The sequence below is a fragment of the Pseudomonas sp. R4-84 genome (assembly GCF_054130985.1).
The window spans coordinates 4,216,518-4,241,599 of record NZ_CP096390.1; the positions used below are offsets into that span (position 1 = coordinate 4,216,518).

24 protein-coding genes are annotated in these 25,082 nt (G+C 60.5%); 13 read left to right on the forward strand and 11 right to left on the reverse strand.

The genetic code is table 11. The features are described 5' to 3' along the window. The first annotated feature begins 16 nt into the window (after positions 1 to 16). The 4 genes from M1D68_RS19320 to M1D68_RS19335 all read left to right on the forward strand — a co-directional run bounded on the left by M1D68_RS19320 (position 17) and on the right by M1D68_RS19335 (position 6,525). The gene (locus M1D68_RS19320; protein ID WP_420765198.1) at positions 17 to 1,081 is read left to right on the forward strand and encodes an imelysin family protein; all 1,065 of its coding nucleotides are present in this window, start codon (positions 17 to 19) and stop codon (positions 1,079 to 1,081) included. 2 nt (positions 1,082 to 1,083) lie between these two features. After that, positions 1,084 to 2,181 carry a DUF1513 domain-containing protein gene (locus tag M1D68_RS19325; RefSeq protein WP_457968051.1) on the forward strand — a complete coding sequence of 366 codons (1,098 nt, stop codon included), beginning with the start codon at positions 1,084 to 1,086 and terminating at the stop codon, positions 2,179 to 2,181. A gap of 155 nt (positions 2,182 to 2,336) precedes the next feature. Next, a complete protein-coding gene (locus M1D68_RS19330) occupies positions 2,337 to 3,485 on the forward strand; it encodes an efflux RND transporter periplasmic adaptor subunit (protein WP_420765200.1) in 1,149 nt (382 codons plus the stop codon). Positions 3,486 to 3,498: 13 nt separating this feature from the next. After that, complete coding sequence (locus M1D68_RS19335; protein ID WP_420765201.1) at positions 3,499 to 6,525, forward strand: multidrug efflux RND transporter permease subunit; 3,027 nt, start codon at positions 3,499 to 3,501, stop codon at positions 6,523 to 6,525. A 78-nt stretch (positions 6,526 to 6,603) separates the two neighbouring features. On the opposite strand, the gene M1D68_RS19340 is transcribed toward M1D68_RS19335, so the two are convergent. The 5 genes from M1D68_RS19340 to colR all read right to left on the reverse strand — a co-directional run bounded on the left by M1D68_RS19340 (position 6,604) and on the right by colR (position 10,278). Continuing rightward, entirely contained in the window at positions 6,604 to 6,831 is a 228-nt protein-coding gene (locus M1D68_RS19340) for a hypothetical protein (protein ID WP_420765202.1), read from the reverse strand. 2 nt (positions 6,832 to 6,833) lie between these two features. Then, the gene (locus M1D68_RS19345) at positions 6,834 to 7,541 is read right to left on the reverse strand and encodes a lipopolysaccharide kinase InaA family protein (RefSeq protein ID WP_457968052.1); all 708 of its coding nucleotides are present in this window, start codon (positions 7,539 to 7,541) and stop codon (positions 6,834 to 6,836) included. 5 nt (positions 7,542 to 7,546) lie between these two features. Continuing rightward, the gene (locus tag M1D68_RS19350) at positions 7,547 to 8,215 is read right to left on the reverse strand and encodes a class I SAM-dependent methyltransferase (RefSeq protein ID WP_420765204.1); all 669 of its coding nucleotides are present in this window, start codon (positions 8,213 to 8,215) and stop codon (positions 7,547 to 7,549) included. Between the two features lie 112 nt (positions 8,216 to 8,327). Beyond that, complete coding sequence (locus tag M1D68_RS19355; protein WP_420765205.1) at positions 8,328 to 9,605, reverse strand: sensor histidine kinase; 1,278 nt, start codon at positions 9,603 to 9,605, stop codon at positions 8,328 to 8,330. Next, on the reverse strand, positions 9,595 to 10,278 hold the full coding sequence (gene colR / locus M1D68_RS19360) for a two-component system response regulator ColR (protein ID WP_039591775.1): 684 nt from the start codon (positions 10,276 to 10,278) through the stop codon (positions 9,595 to 9,597). The genes M1D68_RS19355 and colR overlap by 11 nt, the downstream gene beginning before the upstream one ends. A gap of 197 nt (positions 10,279 to 10,475) precedes the next feature. Between colR and M1D68_RS19365 the strand changes: the two genes are divergently transcribed. Next, a complete protein-coding gene (locus M1D68_RS19365; protein WP_434607391.1) occupies positions 10,476 to 11,219 on the forward strand; it encodes a phosphatase PAP2 family protein in 744 nt (247 codons plus the stop codon). 45 nt (positions 11,220 to 11,264) lie between these two features. On the opposite strand, the gene M1D68_RS19370 is transcribed toward M1D68_RS19365, so the two are convergent. From M1D68_RS19370 to M1D68_RS19390, 5 genes are all read right to left on the reverse strand, one after another. Next, on the reverse strand, positions 11,265 to 12,212 hold the full coding sequence (locus tag M1D68_RS19370; RefSeq protein WP_445570990.1) for an IS110 family transposase: 948 nt from the start codon (positions 12,210 to 12,212) through the stop codon (positions 11,265 to 11,267). A gap of 389 nt (positions 12,213 to 12,601) precedes the next feature. Further along, on the reverse strand, positions 12,602 to 14,245 hold the full coding sequence (groL, locus tag M1D68_RS19375) for a chaperonin GroEL (RefSeq protein WP_030142514.1): 1,644 nt from the start codon (positions 14,243 to 14,245) through the stop codon (positions 12,602 to 12,604). 50 nt (positions 14,246 to 14,295) lie between these two features. Further along, positions 14,296 to 14,589: a co-chaperone GroES gene (locus M1D68_RS19380; RefSeq protein ID WP_039591772.1), complete on the reverse strand. Its 294-nt coding sequence runs from the start codon at positions 14,587 to 14,589 to the stop codon at positions 14,296 to 14,298. Positions 14,590 to 14,861: 272 nt separating this feature from the next. Then, positions 14,862 to 15,338, reverse strand: coding sequence for an FxsA family protein (locus M1D68_RS19385; RefSeq protein WP_420765208.1), 477 nt, complete (start codon positions 15,336 to 15,338; stop codon positions 14,862 to 14,864). Positions 15,339 to 15,404: 66 nt separating this feature from the next. Then, positions 15,405 to 16,136 (reverse strand): HugZ family pyridoxamine 5'-phosphate oxidase, encoded by a 732-nt coding sequence (locus tag M1D68_RS19390; RefSeq protein WP_457968053.1) that lies wholly within the window; start codon positions 16,134 to 16,136, stop codon positions 15,405 to 15,407. 156 nt (positions 16,137 to 16,292) lie between these two features. Here M1D68_RS19390 and M1D68_RS19395 point away from each other — a divergent pair, with 156 nt between their 5' ends. Continuing rightward, positions 16,293 to 17,051: an SDR family oxidoreductase gene (locus M1D68_RS19395; RefSeq protein ID WP_434560281.1), complete on the forward strand. Its 759-nt coding sequence runs from the start codon at positions 16,293 to 16,295 to the stop codon at positions 17,049 to 17,051. 128 nt (positions 17,052 to 17,179) lie between these two features. Here the strand turns inward: M1D68_RS19395 and apbC are convergent, their stop codons facing one another. Then, positions 17,180 to 18,274, reverse strand: coding sequence for an iron-sulfur cluster carrier protein ApbC (gene apbC, locus M1D68_RS19400; protein ID WP_420765211.1), 1,095 nt, complete (start codon positions 18,272 to 18,274; stop codon positions 17,180 to 17,182). Positions 18,275 to 18,509: 235 nt separating this feature from the next. Here apbC and metG point away from each other — a divergent pair, with 235 nt between their 5' ends. The 7 genes from metG to nth all read left to right on the forward strand — a co-directional run bounded on the left by metG (position 18,510) and on the right by nth (position 25,006). Beyond that, complete coding sequence (metG, locus tag M1D68_RS19405; protein ID WP_420765212.1) at positions 18,510 to 20,555, forward strand: methionine--tRNA ligase; 2,046 nt, start codon at positions 18,510 to 18,512, stop codon at positions 20,553 to 20,555. A gap of 126 nt (positions 20,556 to 20,681) precedes the next feature. Continuing rightward, positions 20,682 to 21,254, forward strand: a complete 573-nt coding sequence (locus tag M1D68_RS19410; protein ID WP_457968054.1) for an Rnf-Nqr domain containing protein — start codon at positions 20,682 to 20,684, stop codon at positions 21,252 to 21,254. Continuing rightward, entirely contained in the window at positions 21,251 to 22,267 is a 1,017-nt protein-coding gene (gene rsxB / locus M1D68_RS19415) for an electron transport complex subunit RsxB (RefSeq protein WP_457968055.1), read from the forward strand. Before M1D68_RS19410 ends, rsxB begins: the two co-directional genes overlap by 4 nt. Next, complete coding sequence (locus tag M1D68_RS19420; protein WP_457968056.1) at positions 22,254 to 23,240, forward strand: RnfABCDGE type electron transport complex subunit D; 987 nt, start codon at positions 22,254 to 22,256, stop codon at positions 23,238 to 23,240. The genes rsxB and M1D68_RS19420 overlap by 14 nt, the downstream gene beginning before the upstream one ends. Next, complete coding sequence (locus M1D68_RS19425) at positions 23,237 to 23,848, forward strand: RnfABCDGE type electron transport complex subunit G (RefSeq protein ID WP_457968057.1); 612 nt, start codon at positions 23,237 to 23,239, stop codon at positions 23,846 to 23,848. Before M1D68_RS19420 ends, M1D68_RS19425 begins: the two co-directional genes overlap by 4 nt. Beyond that, the gene (locus M1D68_RS19430) at positions 23,841 to 24,371 is read left to right on the forward strand and encodes an Rnf-Nqr domain containing protein (protein ID WP_434675969.1); all 531 of its coding nucleotides are present in this window, start codon (positions 23,841 to 23,843) and stop codon (positions 24,369 to 24,371) included. The genes M1D68_RS19425 and M1D68_RS19430 overlap by 8 nt, the downstream gene beginning before the upstream one ends. Next, positions 24,368 to 25,006, forward strand: coding sequence for an endonuclease III (gene nth / locus M1D68_RS19435; RefSeq protein ID WP_420765218.1), 639 nt, complete (start codon positions 24,368 to 24,370; stop codon positions 25,004 to 25,006). Before M1D68_RS19430 ends, nth begins: the two co-directional genes overlap by 4 nt. The last annotated feature ends 76 nt before the right edge of the window (positions 25,007 to 25,082 follow it).

Here is a 25,082-nt window from a genome sequence, read left to right on the forward strand (position 1 = left end):
GAAACGGGAGCCCGACATGTTCCGTCCCAAGCTGTTATTCACCAGTCTCGCCGCCATCGCCCTCGGCGCTTGCTCGCCCCAGGACCCGCAGGCGGTCACGTCGGCCGCCATTGCCAAGCAGGTGATCCTGCCGACCTACAGCCGCTGGGTCGAAGCTGACCGGCAGTTGGCGACCAGCGCCCTGGCGTTCTGCCAAGGCAAGGAAAACCTGGAAACCGCGCGCGCCGATTTCCTCAAGGCGCAAAAAGCCTGGGCAGAGCTGCAACCGCTGCTGATCGGTCCGCTGGCCGAGGGCAACCGCGCCTGGCAGGTGCAATTCTGGCCCGACAAGAAGAACCTGGTCGGTCGCCAGGTCGAGCAATTGGTCAACAGCCAGCCGCAGATCGACGCCGCCGGCCTGGCCAAGTCCAGCGTGGTCGTGCAAGGGCTTTCGGCCTATGAATACCTGTTGTTCGACGCGAAAATCGACATGGCCGACAGCGCTCAGAAAGCCAAGTACTGCCCGCTGCTTACCGCCATCGGCGAACGTCAGAAGCAACTGGCCGAAGAAATCCTGTCGGGCTGGAACAGCAACGACGGCATGCTCGCCCAGATGAGCAAGTTTCCCAACCAACGCTACGCCGATTCCCACGAAGCGATCGCCGATCTGCTACGGGTCCAGGTCACTGCGCTGGACACCCTGAAGAAAAAACTCGGTACGCCGATGGGCCGCCAGAGCAAGGGCGTGCCGCAACCATTCCAGGCCGACGCCTGGCGCAGCCAGTCTTCGTTGCAAGGGCTGGAAGCCAGCCTGAAAGCCGCCAGGACCGTGTGGGCCGGCGTCGACAACAAAGGCCTGCGCGGCCTGCTGCCAAGCGACCAGAAACCGCTGGCCGACAAAATCGACGCTGCCTACGACGCGTCGCTGAAGCTTTTCGCCGGCAGCCAACGTTCGCTGACCGAAATGCTTGGCGACGACGCCGGGCGCCAGCAACTCAACGAGTTGTACGACAGCCTCAACGTCGTCCACCGCCTGCATGAAGGCGAATTGGCCAAGGCGCTGGGCATTCAACTGGGCTTCAACGCCAACGACGGTGACTGATCATGTTTCGACGTCAGGCTCTGGCGCTCGGCAGCTTGCTGCTGGGCGCGGTTACCCTGGGCGGCTGGACGCTGTTCAAGCAAAAGGACAAGAGTCCGCTGCTGCTTTCGGCACGGGACGATGGTGAAGGCAATCACTTCGCCGTCGGCTATCGATTGGACGGCACCCGGGTGTTCGCCACCCAGGTCGGCCAGCGCTGCCATGACATCATCAATCACCCGACGCTGCCGATCGCGTTTTTCGTTGCCCGCCGTCCAGGCACCGAAAGCTATCTGATCGACCTGCGCGACGGCAGGCTGCTACAAACCATCGCCTCGCGGCCGAACCGGCATTTCTACGGCCATGCGGTGATCCACAAGGATGGCGAATGGTTGTACACCACGGAGAACGACACTCGCGATCCGGGCCGCGGCCTGCTGGGCATGTACCGCTTCGAAGGAGAGCGGCTGGTGCACAGCGGCGAAATTCCAACCCATGGCATCGGTCCTCATCAGGTGTCGTGGATGCCCGACGGCGAGACGCTGGTGGTGGCCAACGGCGGCATCCGCACCGAGGCCGAGAGCCGGGTCGAGATGAATCTCGATGCCATGGAACCCAGCCTGGTGCTGATGCAGCGCGACGGCACGTTGTTGAGCAAGGAAACCCTCCCTCAGCAAATGAACAGCGTGCGCCATTTGGGCATTGCCAGCGACGGGACCATCGTCTCCGGCCAGCAATTCATGGGGGCGGCCCACGAGCCGTCGGAACTGCTGGCGATCAAGCGCCCGGGCCAACCCTTCAAGGCGTTCCCGGTGCCCGAATACCAATTGCAAGCCATGGGGCACTACACCGCCAGCGTCGCCGTGCACAGCGAACTGCGCCTGGTGGCCCTGACGGCTCCACGGGGCAACCGCTTTTTCATTTGGGACCTGGACAGCGGCGAGGTTCGCCTGGACGCGCCTTTGCCGGATTGCGCCGGAGTCGGCGCGGTGGCCGACGGCTTCGTCGTGACGTCGGGCCAAGGGCGCTGCCGCTACTACGATTGCCGTCAATCACAACTGGTTGCAAAACCGCTGGACCTGCCGGCAGGGCTCTGGGACAACCATTTGCACCTGGCCTGAGCGAGGGAGCGAAGGGCGTCGGTGCAAGGCGCCCTGATTTTTCAGAACAATCCTACACCCCACCGACCCTAGAGCATCTGGAATACCCCGCGCACTCAGAGTAATGTGCCCGCCTATCTGTATTTTCTCTCAGCTCTTTTCCAAGGAAGTGGAACATGCTGCGACGCCGCATGCTGATCATGTTGGGTGTTGTCCTGCTGGTGGTGCTGTTGCTGGCAGGCTACAAGGCCTTCTCCATCTACCAGCAGATCCAGATGTTTTCTGCCCCGAAACCACCAGTCAGCGTTGCGGTGGCCAAGGCCACCGAGCAGCCCTGGCAGTCTCGCCTGCCCACCGTCGGCAGCCTCAAGGCCTCGCAAGGCGTTGACCTGAGCCTGGAAATTGCCGGGACGGTACAAAAGCTTCAGTTCGAATCGGGGCAGAAGGTCAAGGCCGGCCAACCGCTCCTGCAACTGGACACCGAAGTCGAAAGCGCCCTGCTGGAAACCGCCCAGGCGGACCTTGGCCTGTCGCAGCTGGATTTCGGCCGGGGCCGGCAACTGGTAGGCAGCCAGGCGATTTCCAAGGGTGAGTTCGACCGGCTCTCAGCCCAGTTGAAGAAAAACCAGGCCACGGTCAACCAGCTCAAGGCCTCGCTGGCAAAGAAACACATCGTCGCGCCGTTCAGCGGCACCATCGGCATTCGCCAGGTGGACATCGGCGATTACCTGGCCAGCGGCACGGTGATCGCCACCCTGCAGGACCTCAGCAGCCTGTATGTGGATTTCTATGTCCCGGAACAGTCGGTGCCTCGACTCGCCGTGGCCCAACCCGTCAATGTCAATGTCTCGGCCTACCCAGGCCAGACGTTCGTTGGCACCATCAGCGCCATCAATCCCAAGGTCGAGGACAGCACCCGCAACGTGCTGGTGCGCGCGACCCTCGCCAACCCCGACGGCAAGCTGCTGCCCGGCATGTTCGCCGACCTGCAGGTGATCCTGCCGGACGTGGCTGCCGGGATCGTCGTACCGGAAAGCGCCGTGACCTACACCCTCTACGGCAACTCCATGTACGTAGTGACTCAGAAGAAAGCCGCCGACGGCAATGTCGAGAAAGATGACAAGGGCCAGCCGGTCCTGATTGCCGAGCGCCGCTTCGTCGAAACGGGAGAGCGCCGGGACGGGCAAGTCCTGGTGACCAAGGGCCTGCAAAGTGGCGAGGAAGTGGTCATCGGCGGCCAGATCAAGCTGGACAACGGTACGCCCGTCGCCATCAGTGACGACAAGACCCTGACCGAACAGAACAGCTCGCCGCGCGCGGACTGATCAAGGAACCCCCATGGCTTTTACCGATCCGTTCATCCGCCGCCCGGTGCTCGCCACCGTGGTCAGCCTGTTGATCGTGCTGCTGGGCTTCCAGGCCTGGAGCAAACTGCCCCTGCGTCAGTATCCACAAATGGAAAACGCGCTGATCACGGTGACCACCGCCTATCCCGGCGCCAACGCCGAGACCATCCAGGGCTACATCACCCAGCCGATGCAACAGAGCCTGGCCAGTGCCGAGGGCATCGACTACATGACCTCGGTCAGTCGGCAGAATTTCTCGGTGATCTCGGTCTATGCCCGCATTGGCTCCAACAGCGACCGGCTCTTCACCGAACTGCTGGCCAAGGCCAACGAAGTCAAGAACCAGTTGCCCCAGGATGCCGAGGACCCGGTGCTCAGCCGTGAGGCTGCCGATGCCTCGGCGCTGATGTACATCAGTTTCTTCAGCAAGGAACTGAACAACCCGCAGATTACCGACTACCTGTCGCGGGTGATCCAGCCGAAGCTGGCGACACTGCCCGGCATGGCTGAAGCAGAGATCCTCGGCAACCAGGTCTTTGCCATGCGCTTGTGGCTGGACCCGGTCAAGCTCGCGGGCTTTGGCCTGACCGCCGCCGACGTGACCAACGCCGTGCGCCAGCACAACTTCGTCTCCGCCGCCGGCGAGGTGAAAGGCGAATACGTCGTCACCAGCATCAACGCCAACACCGAACTCAAGTCCGCCGAAGCCTTCGCAGGCATACCCCTCAAGACCGACGGTGACAGCCGCGTCTTGCTACAGGACGTGGCGCGGGTGGAGATGGGCGCCGAAAATTACGACACCATCAGTTCCTTTGGCGGCACGCCCTCGGTGTACATCGGCATCAAGGCCACGCCCGGCGCCAACCCGCTGGATGTGATCAAGGAAGTTCGCAAGATCATGCCGGAGATGGAAGCCCAGCTTCCGACCAACCTCAAGGCCGAGATCGCCTACGACGCCACGCTCTTCATCCAGGCCTCCATCGACGAGGTGGTAAAAACCCTGTTCGAGGCGGTCCTGATCGTCATTGTCGTGGTGTTCCTGTTCCTCGGCGCCTTGCGTTCGGTGCTCATCCCGGTGGTGACCATTCCCCTGTCGATGATCGGGGTCATGTTCTTCATGCAGTTGATGGGCTATTCCATGAACCTGCTGACACTGCTGGCCATGGTGTTGGCGATCGGCCTGGTGGTGGATGATGCCATCGTGGTGGTGGAGAACATCCATCGACATATGGAGGAAGGCAAGACCCCGTTCGACGCTGCCATAGAAGGCGCCCGGGAAATCGCCATGCCGGTGGTTTCGATGACCATTACGCTGGCGGCGGTTTACGCGCCTATCGGCCTGCTCGAAGGCCTGACGGGCGCGCTGTTCAAGGAGTTCGCCCTGACCTTGGCCGGGGCGGTGGTGATATCCGGCATCGTCGCCCTGACCCTGTCGCCGATGATGTGCGCGATGCTGCTGCGCCATGACCAGAATTCCTCGGGGCTGGCCCATCGGCTGGATGTAATCTTCGAACGCCTGAAGAACCGTTACCAGCGCATGCTTCATGCCACGCTCGAAACCAGGCCCGTGGTGCTGGTGTTTGCGGTGATCGTGCTGCTGTTGATCCCGGTATTGATCATGTTCACCAAATCCGAGCTGGCGCCAGACGAAGACCAGGGCATCATATTCATGATGGCCAATGCGCCAAAGACGACCAACCTCGATTACCTGAACGCCTATACCGATCACTTCATCACGATCTTCAAGGAATTCCCTGAGTACTATTCTTCCTTCCAGATCAACGGCTATAACGGCGTGCAGTCGGGCATTGGTGGCTTCCTGCTCAAGCCCTGGAATGAACGCAACCGCACCCAGATGGAGATCTTGCCGGAGGTCCAGGCCAAGCTGGAAAGCATCCCGGGCCTGCAGATCTTTGGCTTCAACCTGCCCTCGCTGCCGGGCACGGGCGAAGGGTTGCCCTTCGAGTTCGTCATCAATTCGCCGAAGGACTACACGACGCTTCTGCAAATTGCCGAGCGAGTCAAGAAACGGGCGCTGGAGTCCGGCAAGTTCGCATTCATGGACATTGATCTGGCTTTCGACAAGCCCGAGGTCGTGGTGGATATCGATCGGGCCAAGGCTGCCCAGATGGGTGTTTCCATGCAGGACCTGGGCGGAACCCTGGCGACGTTGCTGGGTGAGTCGGAGATCAACCGCTTTACCCTGGAAGGACGCAGCTACAAGGTAATAGCCCAGGTCGAACGACCGTTCCGGGACAATCCGGACTGGCTGAACAACTACTACGTCAAGAATGCCCAGGGTGAATCGCTCCCGCTCTCGACACTGATCAAGGTCAGCGACCAGGCACGACCGCGGCAACTGAACCAGTTCCAGCAGCTCAACGCCGTGACGATCTCGGGTTTCCCCACGGTGAGCATGGGCGAGGCCATCGAGACGGTCCGCCAGATCGCTCGCGAGGAAGCACCGGTGGGGTTCGCCTTCGACTACGCAGGGGCTTCACGCCAATTCGTACAAGAAGGCAGCGCGTTGTGGGGAACCTTCGCCCTGGCCCTGGCGATCATTTTCCTGGTGCTGGCGGCGCAGTTCGAAAGCTTCCGGGATCCGCTGGTAATCCTGGTGACGGTGCCCTTGTCAATCTGCGGCGCATTGATCCCGCTGTTCCTCGGCTGGTCGAGCATGAACATCTATACCCAGGTAGGCCTGGTGACGTTGATCGGGCTTATCAGCAAGCACGGCATCCTGATCGTCGAGTTCGCTAACCAGCTACGCAAGGAACAAGGGCTGAGCCCGCGCGAGGCCGTGGAACAAGCCGCATCGATTCGTCTGCGGCCAGTGTTGATGACCACTGCGGCGATGGTATTCGGCATGGTGCCGTTGATCCTGGCCACCGGTGCCGGGGCGGTGAGCCGCTTCGACATCGGCACAGTGATCGCCACGGGAATGTCGGTGGGTACCTTGTTCACACTGTTCGTATTGCCTTGCGTCTACACCTTGCTGGCAAAACCGCAGAAGCGGTAACACAGGCTGCCGGAACAATGCTGAGCTAAAAAAACAAAGGCCTCGCAAATGCGAGGCCTTTGTTTTAAGTCATGAAACTCAACTCTGCGGCTTCATGCCTTGAGACAGGCCAAACATGAACAACAGTAGATCGTTGTCCGGTTGGATCGCCTCGCTGGCCTTGGCAATCCGAGGCACAGGGCAATGGGCGCCCACCGTGGAGGCACTGAGAATCTGCGAGCGCGGCTGTTCCCATACCGCCACCGCCATTGACGTAACTGCCAGGGCTCCGATCAAGAACAAACCTCTAGCAATTTCTACTTTCATCGCTATAAACCTTTGATAGCGCTGCCAAACGCCGTTGTATAAAAGTAGACGAGTTTTTTCCAGTCGCCATCGTGGAACGACGAATGGCGCCGCAGCTGCCTCATGTCATGGGCGGCCGCGCTGCGGGCAGTCAGGCGTTGACGGCATTTTTCCAGGTCCAGCAGTGCGATTTCAGCCTTGGCCGACTCGCCCTCCCCGGTTACACGCACGAATACGTGCTTGATATAAAGACAGCCATGCTGCCATCGCCCTTTGTGCATGCGAGCCAGGTTTTCGGCCAACGCCTGGAGGATACGGTCATGCACCGCCTCGCCATGACGGTCGCGCCCACCCGCGGCGTACCATTGTTCGATTTCCTCGAAACCGTCCAACGCTTGGGTAACCAACAGCGCGCGCCATTTATGTACCGGGTCCCTCTGCGCACCGCAGAAAACCACCTGAGGCACCGTGACATTGAGTTCTGTCAGGGCCACCAAGGCTCGCTCTTCGCGCAAGACAGTCGGACGGCCGAAGGGGTGCAACAAGCTGCGGTAGATATGGCCGGTCTGGCGCTTGGAATAGAGCAATCCGTCGCCGTCGTTGATCCGTTGCACACCGCTTTCACCGCCCCGCCGCGTGTTGGGTTCCTCTACCCAGTCACCCCTTTGATTCCAAAAATGATCAAAGCAACTGCGAGAAGCCGCCGGGGCTTCTACTGCTTGTACAACCATGCCCATTACCCCTTGCGTAATACATAAACTCGCCACATGGCATAGAGCGGTAGGAAATCCAGTTGTTCCTGGATGCGGAAGCCAGCTTGTCGAAATTCGGCCTCCACTGTAGCAACCGGTAACACAAATCGGTTCTGGTAGTCTTTCTGCCCACGGGTTCGCTCAAGACGCTTGCGTTTCCAAGCCTTGAAATTGCCATCGACCCACAATGAAACGATGACGCTGTCGCGGCTGACACGCCCGAATTCACGCAGGATTGCCAGGCGATGCGCGGGTTCACCGATGTGGTGCAACAAACGCATGCAGAAAATGCTGTCAACGGCGTTATCAGGCAAGGCGATGTCGAACGCAGAAGTGTGCAAAGGTTGTACCCGTTTTACGACATCGGCGGGTTGGACGCTCATTGCGGTTTGCAGCATGGCTGCGGAATTGTCCGCGCCGATGATGACCCGGTTCGATTTCTCGGCCAACAAGGGCCAGAAACGTCCGGCGCCACAGGGAAGGTCCAGTACCAGGCCAGGGTCACCGGCCAGGGCCAAGGCGCGGCGCGCCAGTTGCTGGTCGCGCCGATTGGAGAGGCGGCGGCTGAACCCGCTGCGGTGTTTGTGGAAATATTGCCTGGCGTGTTGCTCGTCGTACTTTTCGGAAAAATCCAGCTTGATGGCTTTGGACATGGGGGCCCCTCCGTTATTGATGGGCCCAGCCTATGAACAGATGTGTCATCGCCTCGTGAAAAAACCGTCATGGATCTGAGCGAATCATTTCAAGGCTTTTCCGGGACGCACTTCAACCCTTTGGATTCAGCTCCACCTCGAAACGGCAACCGTTGGGCTCCATCGTACTGAGGCTCACTGTCCAGCCCTGGTCCTCGCAGATTCGCTGTACCAGCGAAAGGCCCAGCCCCAAGCCCTCGCCACGCTTTTCATTACCTCGCACGAATGGCTCGAACATCGCCTCGCGCTTCTCTTCGGGGATGCCCACGCCGCTGTCCTCGACCATGAACCCAGTGACCGTCAGGGAGACGCGGATAAACCCCTGGTCGGTGTAATGCAAGGCATTACGCAGCAAGTTGCCCATGACGGCGGTCAGGAATGTGGCGTTGTACAGCGTATCGGCCGTTTGCCCGGGCTCGAAGATCAACGTCAAACCTTTGGACTCGATTGGCGCGCGCCAGACACCGAGCAGGTTGTCCGCTACCTGTCCAAGGGTCGACCGAGGGGAGATTCCATTGTCTTCGCGCTGGGCCCGGGCAAGCATGAGGAAGGTCTGCACCAACTCACGCATCTCCTCACTGGCCCGGTTGATGCGTTCAACCTGGGTACGCCCCCGCTGGTCAAGCGCCGGGTTTTCCAACAGCAATTCGCAAGACGTGGCCAGGACCATCAACGGCGTGCGCAATTCATGGCTGACGTCGCTGGTGAACAAACGTTCACGGGTCAAGGCTTGGCGCAATCGGCCCAACGTAGCGTCGAACGCCACGGCCAGCTCGCCCACTTCGTCGGCGGCATAGTCCGGCGCGAGCGGCGGGGCAAGTCCAAGGAGCTGGTCGCGATGCCGCACTTGGCGGGCCAGACGCACCACAGGTGCCATCACTCGACGTGCCAGCACCCATCCGAGGAATACCGCCAGCGCCAGGCTGAGCACGAAGCCCACCAACACCACGGCGAACAGTACCCGTTCGCGTTCCTCGAAATCGCTCTGGTCTTGCAACAATACGTAATGGCGACCGTCAACGATTTCCACCATCGCGTGGTAGGACAGTTGCTCACGAAACACTTCATGAAACCCCCGATCCAGGTGACGCAGGTCCTTGGGCAACTCGAAGTCACCCGGACCGCCGCTGAAATAGAACAACTGATCGGGTTCAGGCCGATGGCTCCAGTCGGAGACGCTGTCCATCAGCAGCAGACGTTGCAGGTCACCGCCAAGGCCGGCGGAAATCAGTTTTTCCTCCACCAGGTGAACGGTTGCCACGATGCCCAGGGCAAATGCGCCCGCCACCAACGCGCTCATCAAGGCGAACGCGATGATGATCCGTTGGGCAAGGCTCTGCTTAAACTCCATCCCGGCCCTCGGCCAAGCGGTAACCGACGCCATGCACCGTGTGCAGCAGTGGTTTCTCGAACGGTTTGTCGATCACCTGGCGCAGTTGGTGGACGTGGCTGCGCAGGCTGTCGCTGTCCGGGCAATCATCGCCCCACAGGGCTTCTTCGAGGATTTCCCGGCGCAGCACGTGGGGGCTTTTCTGCATCAGTACCGCGAGCAACTTGAGGCCAACGGGGTTGAGCTTGAGCAACCGGCCCTCACGGGTCACTTCCAACGTGTCGAGGTCGTAGCTCAGGTCGCCGACCTGCAACGCGCGACGCCCGCCACCCTGGGCCCGACGCATCACCGCTTCGATCCGCGCGGCCAGCTCCGACAACGCAAAAGGCTTGACCAGGTAATCGTCAGCCCCGGACTTGAATCCCTGCAGGCGGTCGTCCAGTTGGTCCCGCGCGGTGAGCATGATCACCGGCGTATCACGCCGGGCGTCTTCACGCAGGCGCTTGCACAAGGTGTAGCCATCGATGCCTGGCAGCATGATGTCGAGCACGATCAGGTCGTAGTGCTCGGTCGCGGCCAGGTGCAAACCCGACAAACCATCCTGGGCACAATCGACGGTATAACCCTTGAGTCCCAGGTAATCGGCCAGGTTGGCCAGGATGTCGCGGTTGTCTTCGACCAATAGAATTCGCATGGGCATCTCTCCTGCACACGTAGGCAATCGTCGTGGCCCGCGCAGCTTAAGGCCAAGCGTGTTCCGCGGCTAGGGTTGTCTCGGCGGGGGTTGGGGCATTGACGAGTTTTTCACCCCGCATTCACGCCTGCCCAACGCGACGCGGACGAGACTGGGCGCAACCTGCTGCTCAAGAACATCCACAAAAGGTACTGTCCATGGTTTGCGCTAGCCTTCGCCCTGTTTCAAGGCCATTGAATTTCGGAATCGCGCTGGGGGTGCCTGTAGTTGTTGCGCTGATCCTGGTGGTGCTGGAACTGACTACGCTTGACATGGACCTTGCCAGGCTTTTTTACAGTGCGGCCGAGGGCGGATTCATCGGACGGCATAGTTTTTTTCTCGAAGACATCCTGCACGACCGGGCCAAGCAGATGGTCATCGTCTTCTGCATCCTGGCGGTCGCGGGGTTCATCGCTTCGTTTTTTGTCGATCGCCTCACACCGTTCAAGCGTGAACTCGGTTGCCTGGTCTTATCGCTAGCGCTGGCAACGGCGTTTGTCACGCCGCTGAAGGCCGTGACGGCGGTGCAGTGCCCTTGGAGCCTGAAGGAGTTTGGCGGCAAGGAAACCTACAGTGAATTGCTGAGCCCGCGCCCGGCCACTGACAAGCCCGGCCGTTGCTGGCCCGGCGGACATGCCGCAACGGGGTTCACGCTGTTTGCGCTGTTCTTCGTATTACGCGACCGCCGTCCCCGCCTGGCCCGTCAATCACTGGTATTTGCCTTCGCACTGGGCACCGTTTTCTCCGTGGGTCGGATGATGCAAGGGGCGCATTTTTTCTCCCATAACGTGTGGACAGCGGTGTTCTGTTGGCTGATCTGCCTGGGGTGTTACTACTTCGTGCTGTATCGACCGGCTGCCATGGCTGATCGCGCAGCGCTGAACCAACCCGCTAACGCCTGAGCATGGAATAACCCTGTGGGAGATTCTATGGTGCATGGCTAGCCCTTAGATGCCTTTTGGTAAGTATTCGCTCTGGTTCTTCAACAGAGCGAATACCACTCGGGCAAGCTTGCGGGCCAGTGCCACTAATGCTTCGGTTGTGCTTAGCCCTCGAGCCCGCAGAGCCCCATAAAAACCCTTCCACGCCGCTGTGCGGCTCGCCGACATCGCGGCGTTGTGCATCAATCGGCGCGCCTCCGGGTCACCTCGCTTAGACAGGCAGCGGCGTCCCTTCTTTTTTCCCGAGTCCGATATGCGCAGGTCCAGCCCTAGAAAAGCGATGAAGGCATCGGCATTTCTGAAATCTCCACGCTGAAACGACGTAAGTAAACGCGCACCGCTCAACAGCCCGATTCCTTCGACTTTCATGCAGCGCTTGAGCTGACTGCCCAGACCGGCTGCATCCAATTGCGTCTGGATTGTTTTCTCAAGCAAGATTTCCAGTCGCTGCATGGCCTTTATCTGGTTCTCAAAGGCCGTTTTGAGCAACGGTTCGTTCGACCAACTTTGCTTGAGGCTGACACGCGCCTGAACCAAGGCTGCCCGGCGCCGGAAAAGGCTTATAAGCCGGCAATACAGGGGCGATGGCGGGGTCCACGGGTGCAACTGGTGGCCTTCGTTGTTCAAGTAGCGAGCCAACAACCGAGCATCCAGCGCATCGGTTTTGGCGCGAACTTTCACACCTTTGCGGTAATGGCTGAGTTCGTAGCCGCCGATCATGTAGATCACACAGCCCTGCGCATAAGCCAGGTCGGCGAAGTCCTGGTGATAGATATTGGTGGCCTCGATGGCGACATCCACTGGCGCAGGCAATTCCTTGAGCCACTTCTTGATCGCAGCTTTGGTGTTGGGGATCGCTTCCAGTCGATCTGTTTCTGCGTGATAAATCACCAACTCATCTTTGGCGACATCAACCCCCACGATCGGCTTTGCGACAGAAACCGGCATTGCCATTGAAAATCCTCCGCGCTAAGGTTTGAACACTTGAAGGGTTCACCCAGAGGCGCAGGCTTGTTCCTATCGTCGGTCTAGGCCAGATGCATTCTTTATCGGCGCTTGGGTGAAAGGAGGAGGGGTGAAATCTCCCACGGTCTGTACTGCGCGAACAGTCAGAATCGAGCCTTGTCCCTCCTCCTCCCTTCAAGCCCTACCATACAAGCGAGCTTGCTCGCGATTGCGGTGTGTCAGTTTCCATATCTGGCACTGATGTACCGTCATCGCGAGCAAGCTCGCTCCCACAGGTCCCCCCAAGGAAAAATGCGCCCCCGCGCCAAAATCCAAGGCAATAAAAAACCCCGCTTGCTTTCGCAGGCGGGGTTTTTCGCTACAGGGGTAAGGCTGGCTTACATCATGCCGCCCATGCCACCCATGCCGCCCATGTCTGGCATGCCGCCGCCAGCTGGAGCGTCTTCCTTGATTTCAGCGATCATCGCCTCGGTGGTGATCATCAGGCTGGCAATCGACGAAGCCGCTTGCAGAGCCGAACGAGTCACTTTGGCTGGGTCCAGGATACCCATTTCGATCATGTCGCCATATTCGCCGGTAGCAGCGTTGTAACCGTAGTTACCCGAACCCTGCTTGACCTTGTCGACCACTACGCTTGGCTCGTCGCCGGAGTTCGCAACGATCTGACGCAGAGGTGCTTCGACAGCGCGACGCAGCAGTTGGATACCGACGTTCTGGTCGTCGTTGTCGCCTTTCAGCTCGCTGATGGCTTGCAGAGCACGAACCAGTGCCACGCCGCCGCCAGGTACCACGCCTTCTTCAACGGCTGCGCGGGTTGCGTGCAGGGCGTCTTCAACGCGGGCTTTCTTCTCTTTCATTTCAACTTCGGAACCGGCGCCAACCTTGATCACCGCAACGCCGCCGGACAGTTTGGCCAGACGCTCTTGCAGTTTTTCACGGTCGTAGTCGGACGAGGTCTCGGCCACTTGTGCACGGATCTGGGTCACACGAGCCTGGATGTCGGCATCGTTGCCAGCACCGTCGATCACGGTGGTGTTTTCCTTGGACAGGATCACGCGCTTGGCGTTACCCAGGTGCTCAAGGGTGGTGCTTTCCAGGCTCAGGCCGATCTCTTCGGAGATAACGGTACCGCCGGTCAGAACGGCGATGTCCTGCAGCATGGCCTTGCGACGGTCGCCGAAGCCTGGAGCCTTGACGGCTGCAACCTTGACGATGCCACGCATGTTGTTCACAACCAGAGTCGCCAGGGCTTCGCCTTCGACGTCTTCAGCCACGATCAGCAGTGGGCGGCCGGCTTTGGCAACGGCTTCCAGCACTGGCAGCATTTCGCGGATGTTGGAGATCTTCTTGTCGACCAGCAGGATCAGCGGGCTGTCCAGCTCGGCAACCATGGTATCTGGCTTGTTGACGAAGTACGGGGACAGGTAGCCACGGTCGAACTGCATGCCTTCTACAACCGACAGTTCGTTTTCCAGGCCCGAGCCTTCTTCAACGGTGATCACGCCTTCCTTGCCGACTTTTTCCATGGCTTCGGCAATGATGTCGCCGATGGAGTTGTCGGAGTTGGCGGAAATGGTACCAACCTGGGCGATCGCCTTGGAGTCAGCGCAAGGCTTGGCCAGACCCTTCAGTTCCTTGACGATGGCGATGGTCGCCTTGTCGATGCCGCGCTTGAGGTCCATCGGGTTCATGCCGGCAGCGACGGCTTTCAGGCCTTCGTTGACGATCGACTGGGCCAGTACGGTCGCGGTGGTGGTACCGTCACCAGCGTCATCGTTGGCACGGGAGGCAACGTCTTTGACCAGTTGCGCGCCCATGTTTTCGAAGCGGTCCTTGAGCTCGATTTCCTTGGCTACGGAAACGCCGTCCTTGGTGATGGTCGGAGCGCCGAAGCTCTTCTCGATGATCACGTTACGGCCTTTCGGGCCCAGGGTCGCTTTTACTGCGTCAGCCAGGACGTTGACACCGGCGAGCATTTTCTTGCGGGCGGAATCGCCGAATTTAACTTCTTTAGCAGCCATGATCGATATTCCTTAAATACTTTGTAGTAGCGGGAAAATGAGCGGGGAAATCAGCCTTCGAGAACAGCGAGGATTTCGTTCTCGCTCATGACCAACAGGTCTTCGCCGTCGACTTTCACAGTGTTGCTGCCGGAGTAAGGGCCAAACACAACCTTGTCACCCACTTTCACGGCCGGCGCACGTACTTCACCGTTTTCCAGTGCCTTGCCTGGACCTACAGCGAGAACTTCACCGTGGTTGGCTTTTTCAGCAGCCGAACCTGGCAGGACGATACCGCCAGCGGTTTTCTTCTCTTCTTCGCTGCGACGGATGACGACGCGGTCATGCAGAGGACGAAGCTTCATTGTCGATCTCTCCTAATTTTGGTTTTCATCGGCCGGTGTAGTCCCGGCGGGTTTAACAAAAGCCGGCGGAGCCGGGGTGCGGTTCGTCAAGCGAACCGCGGAAGTCTGTCCAGTGTCGCCACCGGAAACCTTGCGGTGACCCATACATAAGGGCGTGCAAGTCGATTACAAGGGGCGGCAATGAAAATTTTTGCTTTACGAAGGCTCAAACGGACACGGCACCCGAAGGTGCCGTGCTGCTCGATAGTTGCTTGGGAAAGTTGATTGAAGGGTCACTTGGGATCGCGATGTTCGAATTCGCCTTCGATCACGTTCGGCTCGCGACCTACGGGCTCCCTGGGGGCCGGGCCGCCCCGGGACTGAAGATCATCGGCGAACGCTCGCTGGCGCATCGCCTGCTCTTCGGCACGCTGGCGCATCTTGTTGGCGAGCAAGCGGCGGGTGAACGGCAACAACATGACCAGGCCCAGCACGTCGCTGATAAAACCAGGCAGGATCAACAGGCCGCCACCCAAGGCCAGCATCAGTCCTTCGAGCATGGTCTGCGCAGGCAGCTCGCCACGGTTCAGGCTTTCACGGGCACGCAACGCCGTGGCGAGGCCGGCGATGCGCAACACGAAGACCCCGAGCATCGAGCCGAGAATGACCAGCAACAGCGCCGGGAAAAACCCGATCGCACCGCTGACCTTGACGAATACGAACAGCTCCAACACCGGGAACAGCAGAAAGAGCAATAAAAATGGGCGCATCAAAGGGTTCCTCAACGCAAGAAGACCTTGCTATGAAAACCTAAATGACGTCGCCCTTTCGTGAATTCAAGCATCGACCTCGGCATTTTTTGGCCATTGCTCGGCGTGAGCCAGATAAACCAAGGCTTCGCGCACTTGTGTCGGCGTGTTGCAAGGGTTCGGAAACGCCAGCCAATACAGTCCTTGTCCGATGCGCAGGTGCATACCTTCGCTGTCGATGCCGACCAAACGCGCCGGTTCGTTTTTCGGCAGGCCGCTCAACTCCACGTAATGGGCGATGGCCTTGGCGTGATCAGCGTTCATATGGTCGATCATGCTGGTTTCAGCCTTGCCGGCGAACGGGTTGGAGAGGGTTACCTGATCGATCCAGTGAATGGCGCCGAAACCCCCGATGTAGCGATGGCGCACCGGATCGAGCACCCAGAAGTCGAAGTCATGGGCCTTGTGATAGTTCTGCGACTCGGGAAAGTAGCGGTAATAACGCTCGGCGGCGGCATCGATGGCAACGCTATCTGCGAGTTTACGGGCCTCGGCCAGGTAGGTCAGGCGCCCCACGGCCTGTACATCCTCAGCGCCCCGCTCGCCCACCAGCATGGAACACTTGGGGTCTTTTTGCAGGTTGTGAGTGTGCTGGGCGATACGGCTGATCAAGACCAGCGGCCGGCCCTGGTCGTCCAGGCAATAGGGGACCACGGAGCCGAACGGAAAGCCGGGCATGGATTTGGAATGGGTGGAAAGCACTCCACGGTACTCCTTGAGCAACAGTTCCCGGGCATGCTTGGCTGCTTCGACGCTCAATTTATGACTCCTTTAATGAAATCCGTCTAGAAAACGATCAGGCGAGTGGAGTAATGTTCCGACACCTCTGGACTGTCTCGCTTGCAGCCGGGCCAAACCCGCAAATCGAGCGCTACCTAAACAGTCCCTCCACCGCTGCGCCATCTGGACATGAGAATGCAACTCACTGACAAAGTAATCATTATCACTGGCGGTTGCCAGGGCCTGGGGCGTTCCATGGCCGAGTATTTCGCCGGCAAGGGCGCGAAGCTGGCGCTGGTCGACCTCAATCAGGAGAAACTCGACCAAGCGGTCGCCGCCTGCGCCGCCAAGGGCGTCGAGGCTCGCGCCTACTTGTGCAACGTCGCCAATGAAGACCAGGTGATCGACATGGTGGCCCGCGTTGCGCAGGACTTCGGCGCGATCCATGGGCTGATCAATAACGCTGGCATCCTGCGCGATGGCCTGTTGCTCAAGGTCAAGGACGGCGAAATGACCAAGATGAGCCTGGCCCAGTGGCAGGCCGTGATCGACGTGAACCTTACAGGTGTGTTCCTGTGCACCCGTGAAGTGGCGGCCAAGATGGTCGAGCTGAAGAACAGCGGCGCGATCATCAATATCTCGTCGATCTCCCGCGCCGGCAACATCGGCCAGACCAACTACTCGGCCGCCAAGGCCGGCGTGGCCGCTGCCACCGTGACCTGGGCCAAGGAACTGGCGCGCTACGGCATCCGTGTGGCGGGCATCGCACCGGGGTTCATCGAAACCGAAATGACCCTGGGCATGAAACCAGAGGCCTTGGAACGAATGACTTCGGTGATCCCGCTCAAGCGCATGGGCAAGCCTGAGGAGATCGCGCATTCGGCGGCCTACATCTTCGAAAACGACTACTACACCGGTCGGATCCTGGAGATGGATGGTGGAATGCGGATCTAAACCCACCGCCTAGCAAAATGTGGGAGCGAGCTTGCTCGCGATGGCGCCGGGTCAGCTTGCATCAATGTTGGATGTCAGACCGCTATCGCGAGCAGGCTCGCTCCCACAGTGGATAGGGTTTCACTCTATCAATCGTCGCTGACGGTGATGTTCGGCATCACAGGCGACGCGGCTTCCTGCAATACGATCCGCGCGCCGACGTGGCGAGCCAGCTCCTGGTAGACCATGGCGATCTGGCTGTCCGGTTCGGCGATGACGGTTGGCTTGCCACCGTCTGCCTGTTCGCGGATCACCATCGACAACGGCAGCGAGGCCAGCAGTTCGACGCCGTACTGGGTTGCCAGTTTTTCCCCACCGCCTTCACCGAACAGATGCTCGGCGTGCCCGCAGTTCGAGCAAATGTGCACGGCCATGTTCTCCACCACGCCCAGCACCGGGATGTTCACCTTGCGGAACATCTCCACGCCTTTTCGCGCATCCAGCAAGGCCAGGTCCTGGGGCGTGGTGACGATCACCGCGCCGGCCACCGGGACTTTCTGTGCCAGGGTCAGCTGAATATCGCCGGTGCCTGGCGGCATGTCGATGACCAGGTAATCCAGGTCGCCCCAGGCGGTTTGCGTGACCAACTGCAACAAGGCGCCGGACACCATCGGCCCGCGCCAGACCATGGGGGTGTTGTCATCGGTCAGGAACGCCATGGACATGACTTCCACGCCGTGTGACTGGATCGGCACGAACCATTTCTGATCTTTTATCTGTGGGCGAGTACCCTCGGCGATGCCAAACATGATGCCCTGGCTCGGACCATAGATATCCGCATCGAGAATCCCGACCTTCGCACCTTCACGGGCAAGCGCCAGCGCCAGGTTGGCGGCAGTGGTGGACTTGCCCACGCCGCCCTTGCCCGAGGCGACCGCGATGACATTCTTGACGTTCGCAAGTCCAGGCACTTGGGCCTGGGCCTTGTGAGCGGCAATGACGCTGGTCACTTCGACCTTGGCGGCCGTGACACCGTCCAGGCCCTCGATGGCCATTTGCAGCATTTGCGCCCAACCCTTCTTGAACAGATCGGCGGCGTAGCCGATTTCCAAATGGACAGTGACGCGATCGCCCTGGATATCGAGGGCCCGCACGCATCCGGCGCTGACCGGGTCCTGGTTCAGGTAAGGGTCGGTGTACTGGCGAAGGACGGCTTCCACCGCTGCGCGATTGACGGCGCTCATGGGCAACTCCGATAGCAAGACTTGAAAACAGGCCGCTATCCTACGCCGCACATGCTTTTGTGGCGACCCGATTACCATTCGAACGCTGACCTTCTTTGGCGAGGGGATTTATCCCCTCGCCAAAGGTTGGGCCTGTGCTCTCCAGCAATGCATCTGGAAACAGGCCCGTGGGGTGAAATATATTTCCCGGCGCTTTATAGTGGCCGACCTCCGTTTCATCAAGTAGCCGAGCCCCATGTCCGAGCCACGCAAGATCCTCGTCACCAGCGCCCTGCCCTACGCCAATGGTTCGATCCACCTTGGCCACATGCTGGAATACATCCAGACCGATATGTGGACGCGCTTCCAGAAACATCGCGGCAACCAATGCATTTATGTCTGCGCCGACGACGCCCACGGCTCGGCCATCATGTTGCGCGCGGAAAAAGAAGGCATCACCCCGGAACAACTGATCGCCAACGTCCAGGCTGAACACAGCGCCGACTTTGCCGAGTTCCTGGTGGACTTCGACAACTTCCACTCCACCCACGCCGAAGAAAACCGTGAGCTGTCGAGCCAGATCTACCTGAAGCTGCGTGACGCCGGGCATATTTCCACCCGGTCGGTGACCCAATATTTCGACCCGGAAAAGAAAATGTTCCTGGCCGACCGCTTCATCAAGGGCACCTGCCCGAAATGCGGCACCGAGGACCAGTACGGCGACAACTGCGAAAAATGCGGTGCCACCTACGCCCCGACCGACCTGAAAGACCCGAAATCGGCGATTTCCGGTGCAACTCCGGTGCTCAGGGACTCCCAGCATTTCTTCTTCAAGCTGCCGGATTTCCAGCAGATGCTGCAGACCTGGACCCGCAGCGGCACGCTGCAGGACGCGGTTGCCAACAAGCTCGCCGAGTGGCTCGACTCGGGCCTGCAGGAGTGGGACATTTCCCGCGATGCGCCGTACTTCGGCTTCGAGATCCCTGGCGAGCCAGGCAAGTATTTCTATGTGTGGCTGGACGCGCCCATTGGCTACATGGCGAGTTTCAAGAACCTCTGCGACCGCACCCCGGGGCTGGACTTCGACGCCTTCTGGGCCAAGGATTCCACCGCCGAGGTGTATCACTTCATCGGCAAGGACATCGTCAACTTCCACGCGCTGTTCTGGCCCGCCATGCTCGAAGGCGCCGGTTTCCGCAAACCGACCGGCATCAACGTCCACGGCTACCTGACCGTCAACGGCCAGAAGATGTCCAAGTCCCGCGGCACGTTCATCAAGGCGCGGACCTACCTGGACCACCTGTCGCCGGAATACCTGCGTTACTACTACGCCGCCAAGCTCGGCCGTGGCGTCGACGACCTGGACCTGAATCTCGAAGACTTCGTGCAGAAGGTCAACTCCGACCTGGTGGGCAAGGTCGTCAACATTGCCAGCCGTTGCGCCGGTTTCATCCACAAAGGCAACGCTGGCGTGCTGGTTGCCGGTAACGCCGCGCCGGAACTGACCGACGCCTTCCTCGCCGCCGCGCCAAGCATCGCTGATGCCTATGAGAGCCGCGACTTTGCACGCGCCATGCGCGAGATCATGGCCCTGGCCGACCGCGCCAACGCGTGGATCGCCGACAAGGCACCCTGGTCGTTGGCCAAGCAGGACGGCAAGCAGGATGAAGTCCAGGCGATCTGCGCCCTGGGCATCAACCTGTTCCGCCAACTGGTGATTTTCCTCAAGCCGGTGCTGCCGCTGCTGGCCGCCGATGCCGAAGCGTTCCTCAACGTCGCGCCCCTGTCCTGGAACGACCACCAGACCCTGCTGAGCGATCATCAGCTGAACGAGTTCAAGCCGCTGATGACCCGCATCGACGCGACCAAGGTGCAAGCGATGATCGACGCCTCCAAGGAAGACCTGGCCGCCAGCCAGACCGACACCGGCGGCCCGAGCGGCAACGGCGAACTGGCCAAGGACCCGCTGTCGCCTGAAATCGACTTCGACGCTTTCGCGGCGATCGACCTGCGCGTGGCGCTGATCGTCAAGGCTGAAGCGGTCGAAGGGGCCGACAAGCTGTTGCGCCTGACCTTGGACATCGGTGACGAGCAGCGCAACGTGTTCTCCGGCATCAAGAGCGCCTACCCTGACCCAGCCAAGCTTGAAGGCCGGCTGACGATGATGATCGCCAACCTCAAGCCACGCAAAATGCGTTTCGGTATTTCCGAGGGCATGGTGATGGCAGCGGGCCCCGGCGGCGAAGAGATTTACCTGCTGAGCCCCGATAGCGGCGCCAAGCCGGGCCAGCGGATCAAGTAACGCGACTGCACGCGGCACCGATCCCACAGTCGCTAACGAGTGACTGTGGGATTTTTCATATCTGGCTCGCCGTCACGGTGTGCCGGATAATGCCCATCCTGTCACAGGCCCTATCGCCCCATAGCCATGACCGAAATCCTCTTATCCCTGTTGAGCGCGGCCCTGATCAACAACCTGGTGTTGCATTGGCCGCTGGGCGTCGATCCGTTGCTGGCAGCCAAGGGTGGAAGCCAGGTGCATGCCCTGGGCCTGGCGACGGCGTGCCTGATGCTCTGTGTCGGGAGCGTGGGCTATCTGATCGACCAATGGTTGCTGGTCCCGGCCGGCCTGGCGTCAATGCGGCTCTTGCTATGGCTGCCCCTGAGTGTCTTGCTGATCAGGCCGGTGCTGGGGCTGCTGAGGCACTGGCTGCCCATGCTGCCGCTTGCTGGCTTGTGGCCGCTGCTACTCGGCAATGTCGGCATATTGGGCGTCACGCTGCTCAATAGCCGGGAGGCCACCGGCCTGGGCCACGCCATGTCCTTGAGCCTGGGTGGTGGACTGGGTTTCTGGCTGGTATTGAGCCTGTTCGAAGACTTGCGACAGCGAATCCACGACAACGATATTCCCATGCCCTTGCGGGGGCTGCCGATCCAACTGATCAGCGCCGGCCTGATGGCAGTGGCGTTTCTCGGATTGCGCGGGCTGGTCAAGACATGAACCTGATTCAACACATCGATGCCCTGCTTCCGCAAACTCAATGCGGCAAGTGCGGTCACCCCGGGTGCAAGCCCTATGCCGAAGGGATCGCCCAGGGTGAGCCGATCAACAAATGTCCGCCTGGCGGACGGGAAACCATCGCAGCCTTGGCCGAACTGATGCGGGTGCCGGCCTTGGAGCTGGACGCCAGTCGCGGCGCGGCACCGGCGCAAATCGCGTTTATCCGGGAAGCCGAATGCATCGGCTGCACCAAGTGCATCCAGGCCTGCCCGGTGGATGCGATTGTCGGCGCGGCAAAGCTGATGCACACCGTTCTCATCGACGAATGCACCGGCTGTGATCTTTGCGTGGCGCCTTGCCCGGTGGATTGCATCGAGATGCGGCCATTGCCGGTGGCGACGGTAACGCCGATCGTGGGAGGACTCGCCTCCAGCGACGAGGAGCGGCAAGCGCGAGCCGCCAAGCGCAATCACGCTCGTCAGCGTTTCGAGCAACGCAACGCGCGCTTGCGTCGTGAAGACGAGGCGCGCCAAGCCGAGCGCCTGGCCAGAATCCAGCGGAACGCCCAACCGGCCCGGGCGCAGCCACTCGATCCCGTGCAGGCAGCATTGGAGCGAGTGCGCGCGCAGAAAGCCGCCACTGCGGATGCCGCCCTGAAGAAAGCCAAGGTCGATTTGGCCATGAGTCGGGCACAGTTGCACAAGTCCTTGAGAGCGTTCGGCCATCCGCCGACCTACGAGCAACAGTCACGGCTGATCGTGCTGCAACGCCAGTTCGAAGCGGCAGAACAGGCATTGGCCCAACTGGAAAGCGCTGCGTCGCCCGCCACGCCGGCACCGGCACCGGTGCCGGCAAATGACGCCGAACTGAAGCGGGCCAAGATTCAGCTGGCGATGCGTCGCGCCGAACTCAGCAAGGCCCGGGCGACCGCTGCCTCTGCGGAGCAGCTTCAAGCATTGGAGCAAGCCGTCAAGGACGCCGAGCGGCAGGTGGATGTCCATGCCGCTCGCTGATCCGCTGGACGAACGGCTGCGCCAGGCGATGCGGCGTGTACTGCTGGCGACGTTGCCCGGCGTACTGGCCTCGATGTGGTTCTTTGGTTGGGGTGTGTTGCTGAACCTGTTGTTGTCCGGGCTGACCGCGCTGGCGGTCGAGGCGCTGATATTGCGTTTGCGGCGACGACCCATCAAGCCAGACCTGGGCGACGGCAGCGCATTGGTCAGTGCCACCTTGCTGGCCCTGGCCTTGCCAGCGTATTGCCCTTGGTGGCTGACCGTCACGGCGGTCGCCTGCGCCTTGTTGTTTGGCAAGCACCTTTGGGGTGGGGTCGGCAGCAATCCGTTCAATCCAGCAATGCTCGGGTATGCCCTGGTATTGATGGCGTTCCCCCAATACATGAGCCAATGGCCAACGACCCATGGCCTGGGCCTGATGGACGGTTTGCGCCTGGTCGCCGACATGGGCCAGCCCCCCGATGGCTGGGCCGGCGCCACCGCGTTGGACAGTTTGCGGGTCAACACCAGCCTGACCATCGACGAGCTGTTTGCCAGCGACCCGGCGTTCGGCCGCTGGGGCGGACACGGTGTGGAGTGGATCAACCTGGGGTTCCTTGCCGGCGGCCTGTTCCTGCTGCAACAACGGATTTTCACGTGGCACGCCCCAGTGGGCATGCTGGCCAGCCTGTTCACCGTCAGCCTGTTGTTCTGGAACGGTTCGGGCTCGGATTCCCACGGTTCGCCACTGTTTCATCTGCTGACCGGCGCAACCATGCTCGGCGCGTTTTTCATCGTGACCGAACCCGTGTCGGGCGCCAAAGCCCCGTTTGCCCGACTGTTGTTCGGCGTAGGCGCGGGGGTGCTGGTCTACGTGATCCGCACCTGGGGTGGGTTGCCGGACGGCATAGCGTTTGCGGTGTTGTTGATGAATCTCGGCGTGCCGGCCCTGGAGCGCTTCGTCGAGGCACGACAAAGGCGCCCGCTGACATGAAAAAAATCGCCAGCGTTGCGATCCTTGTGTCGCTTGGCGGCCTTGCCATCGGCGCCACGTACCTGGTGCAAACCGGTACCGCGGGGCGCATCGAGGCGCAGCGCCAAGCCATCGCCAACCGGACCTTGCTCGACATACTGCCGCCCGACCGTTACGACAATCAGCCGATGGCGCAACCGCTCATCGCGGCTCCGGTGGCGCTGCCCCGCAGCACATTGCTGGGCGCTTACCTGGCAACTCGCGACGCAGTGCCCAGCGCCGTGTTGCTAAGCAGCCAGGTACAGGGCTACGAGGGCAGCATCGAGCTACTGATCGCCGTGGATCCGACAGGACGCGTGTTGGGCGTAAAAACCCTGCGCCAGTCGGAAACTCCCGGCCTCGGCGCGGCGATAGCCGGCTGGCCGAATGCCTGGCTTCAAACCTTCGAGGGCAAGTCGAGCCAGGTGCCCGCCGATGAGAGTTGGGCGTTGAAAAAGGATCACGGCCAGTTCGACCAGTTGGCTGGCGCGACGGTCACATCCAGGGCGGTGCTCCAGGCTGTCCACGATGCGTTGCGTTACTTCGACGGGCATAAGACGCAGCTGACGGGAGCAATCAGTCATGAATAACTCCGTACCCTGGTCCCGCGGCCTCGTGCTCGTTCCTCTGGTGGGAGCCAGCGACTCGCTGGTGAATGCGCTGGTCCTGTGGCTCGCCTGGGTCTTGATCAGCCTCGCCCACGGCTCGACACTGGCATTGCTGGGGCCGCGCCTCACGGACCGCCAGCGACTCATCGCATCCTGCGTCGTGGCCGCCGCCATGACCGCCTGCGCCGACCTCCTCGTCCAGGCCTGGATGTTGGAGCGCCATGGCGCGCTGAGCATGTACACCGCATGGATCGCACTGAGCTGCGTGACCCTGGAACAATCCGCTGTCGTCGAGCGCCGCTGGATTGCTCACCTCAGGTTGGCGGCGCAGTTCGGCCTCTTGATCGTCAGCCTGGGCGCTTTGCGCGAGCTGATCGGCAGAGGCGTGCCAATGGCCCTGCTCGCTCCCGGCGGATTCATTCTGCTCGGTCTGCTGCTCGCCGCCTATCAAGCCTGGACAGGCACCAAACCCCGTTCGACCCAAGAGGAAACGCCGCGCCCATGAACGCCGCAAAACGTCTGGAAATCTTTCGTCGTTTTCATGAAGACAACCCCGAGCCAAAGACCGAACTGGCCTACTCTTCCCCTTTCGAGTTGCTGATCGCGGTGATTCTATCGGCCCAATCCACCGACGTCGGTGTCAACAAAGCCACGGCCAAGCTTTTTCCCGTAGCCAATACACCGCAGGCGATCCTTGCCTTGGGCGTCGAAGGGCTGTCCGAGTACATCAAGACGATCGGGCTTTTCAACAGCAAGGCGAAAAACGTGATCGAGACCTGTCGCCTGCTGATCGAGCGTCACGGCGGTGAGATTCCCCAGTCCCGCGAAGCGCTGGAAGCTCTTCCAGGTGTCGGTCGCAAGACCGCCAATGTGGTTCTCAATACCGCATTCCGTCAGTTGACGATGGCCGTCGACACCCACATTTTCCGCGTCAGTAACCGGACTGGGCTGGCGCCGGGCAAGAACGTGGTGGAAGTGGAAAAGAAGCTCATGAAATTCGTCCCCAAGGATTACCTTCTGGATTCACACCACTGGCTGATCCTGCATGGGCGTTACGTCTGCCTGGCCCGCAAGCCCCGTTGCGGGAGCTGCCGGATCGAAGACCTATGTGAATATAAGCACAAGACATCGGACGATTGATGCGCTATTGCTTTTACGCATCCGCCGATTGAAAAAATCTTTTTTACCCGCCGGTTGTTTATCGATATAAGGAGCG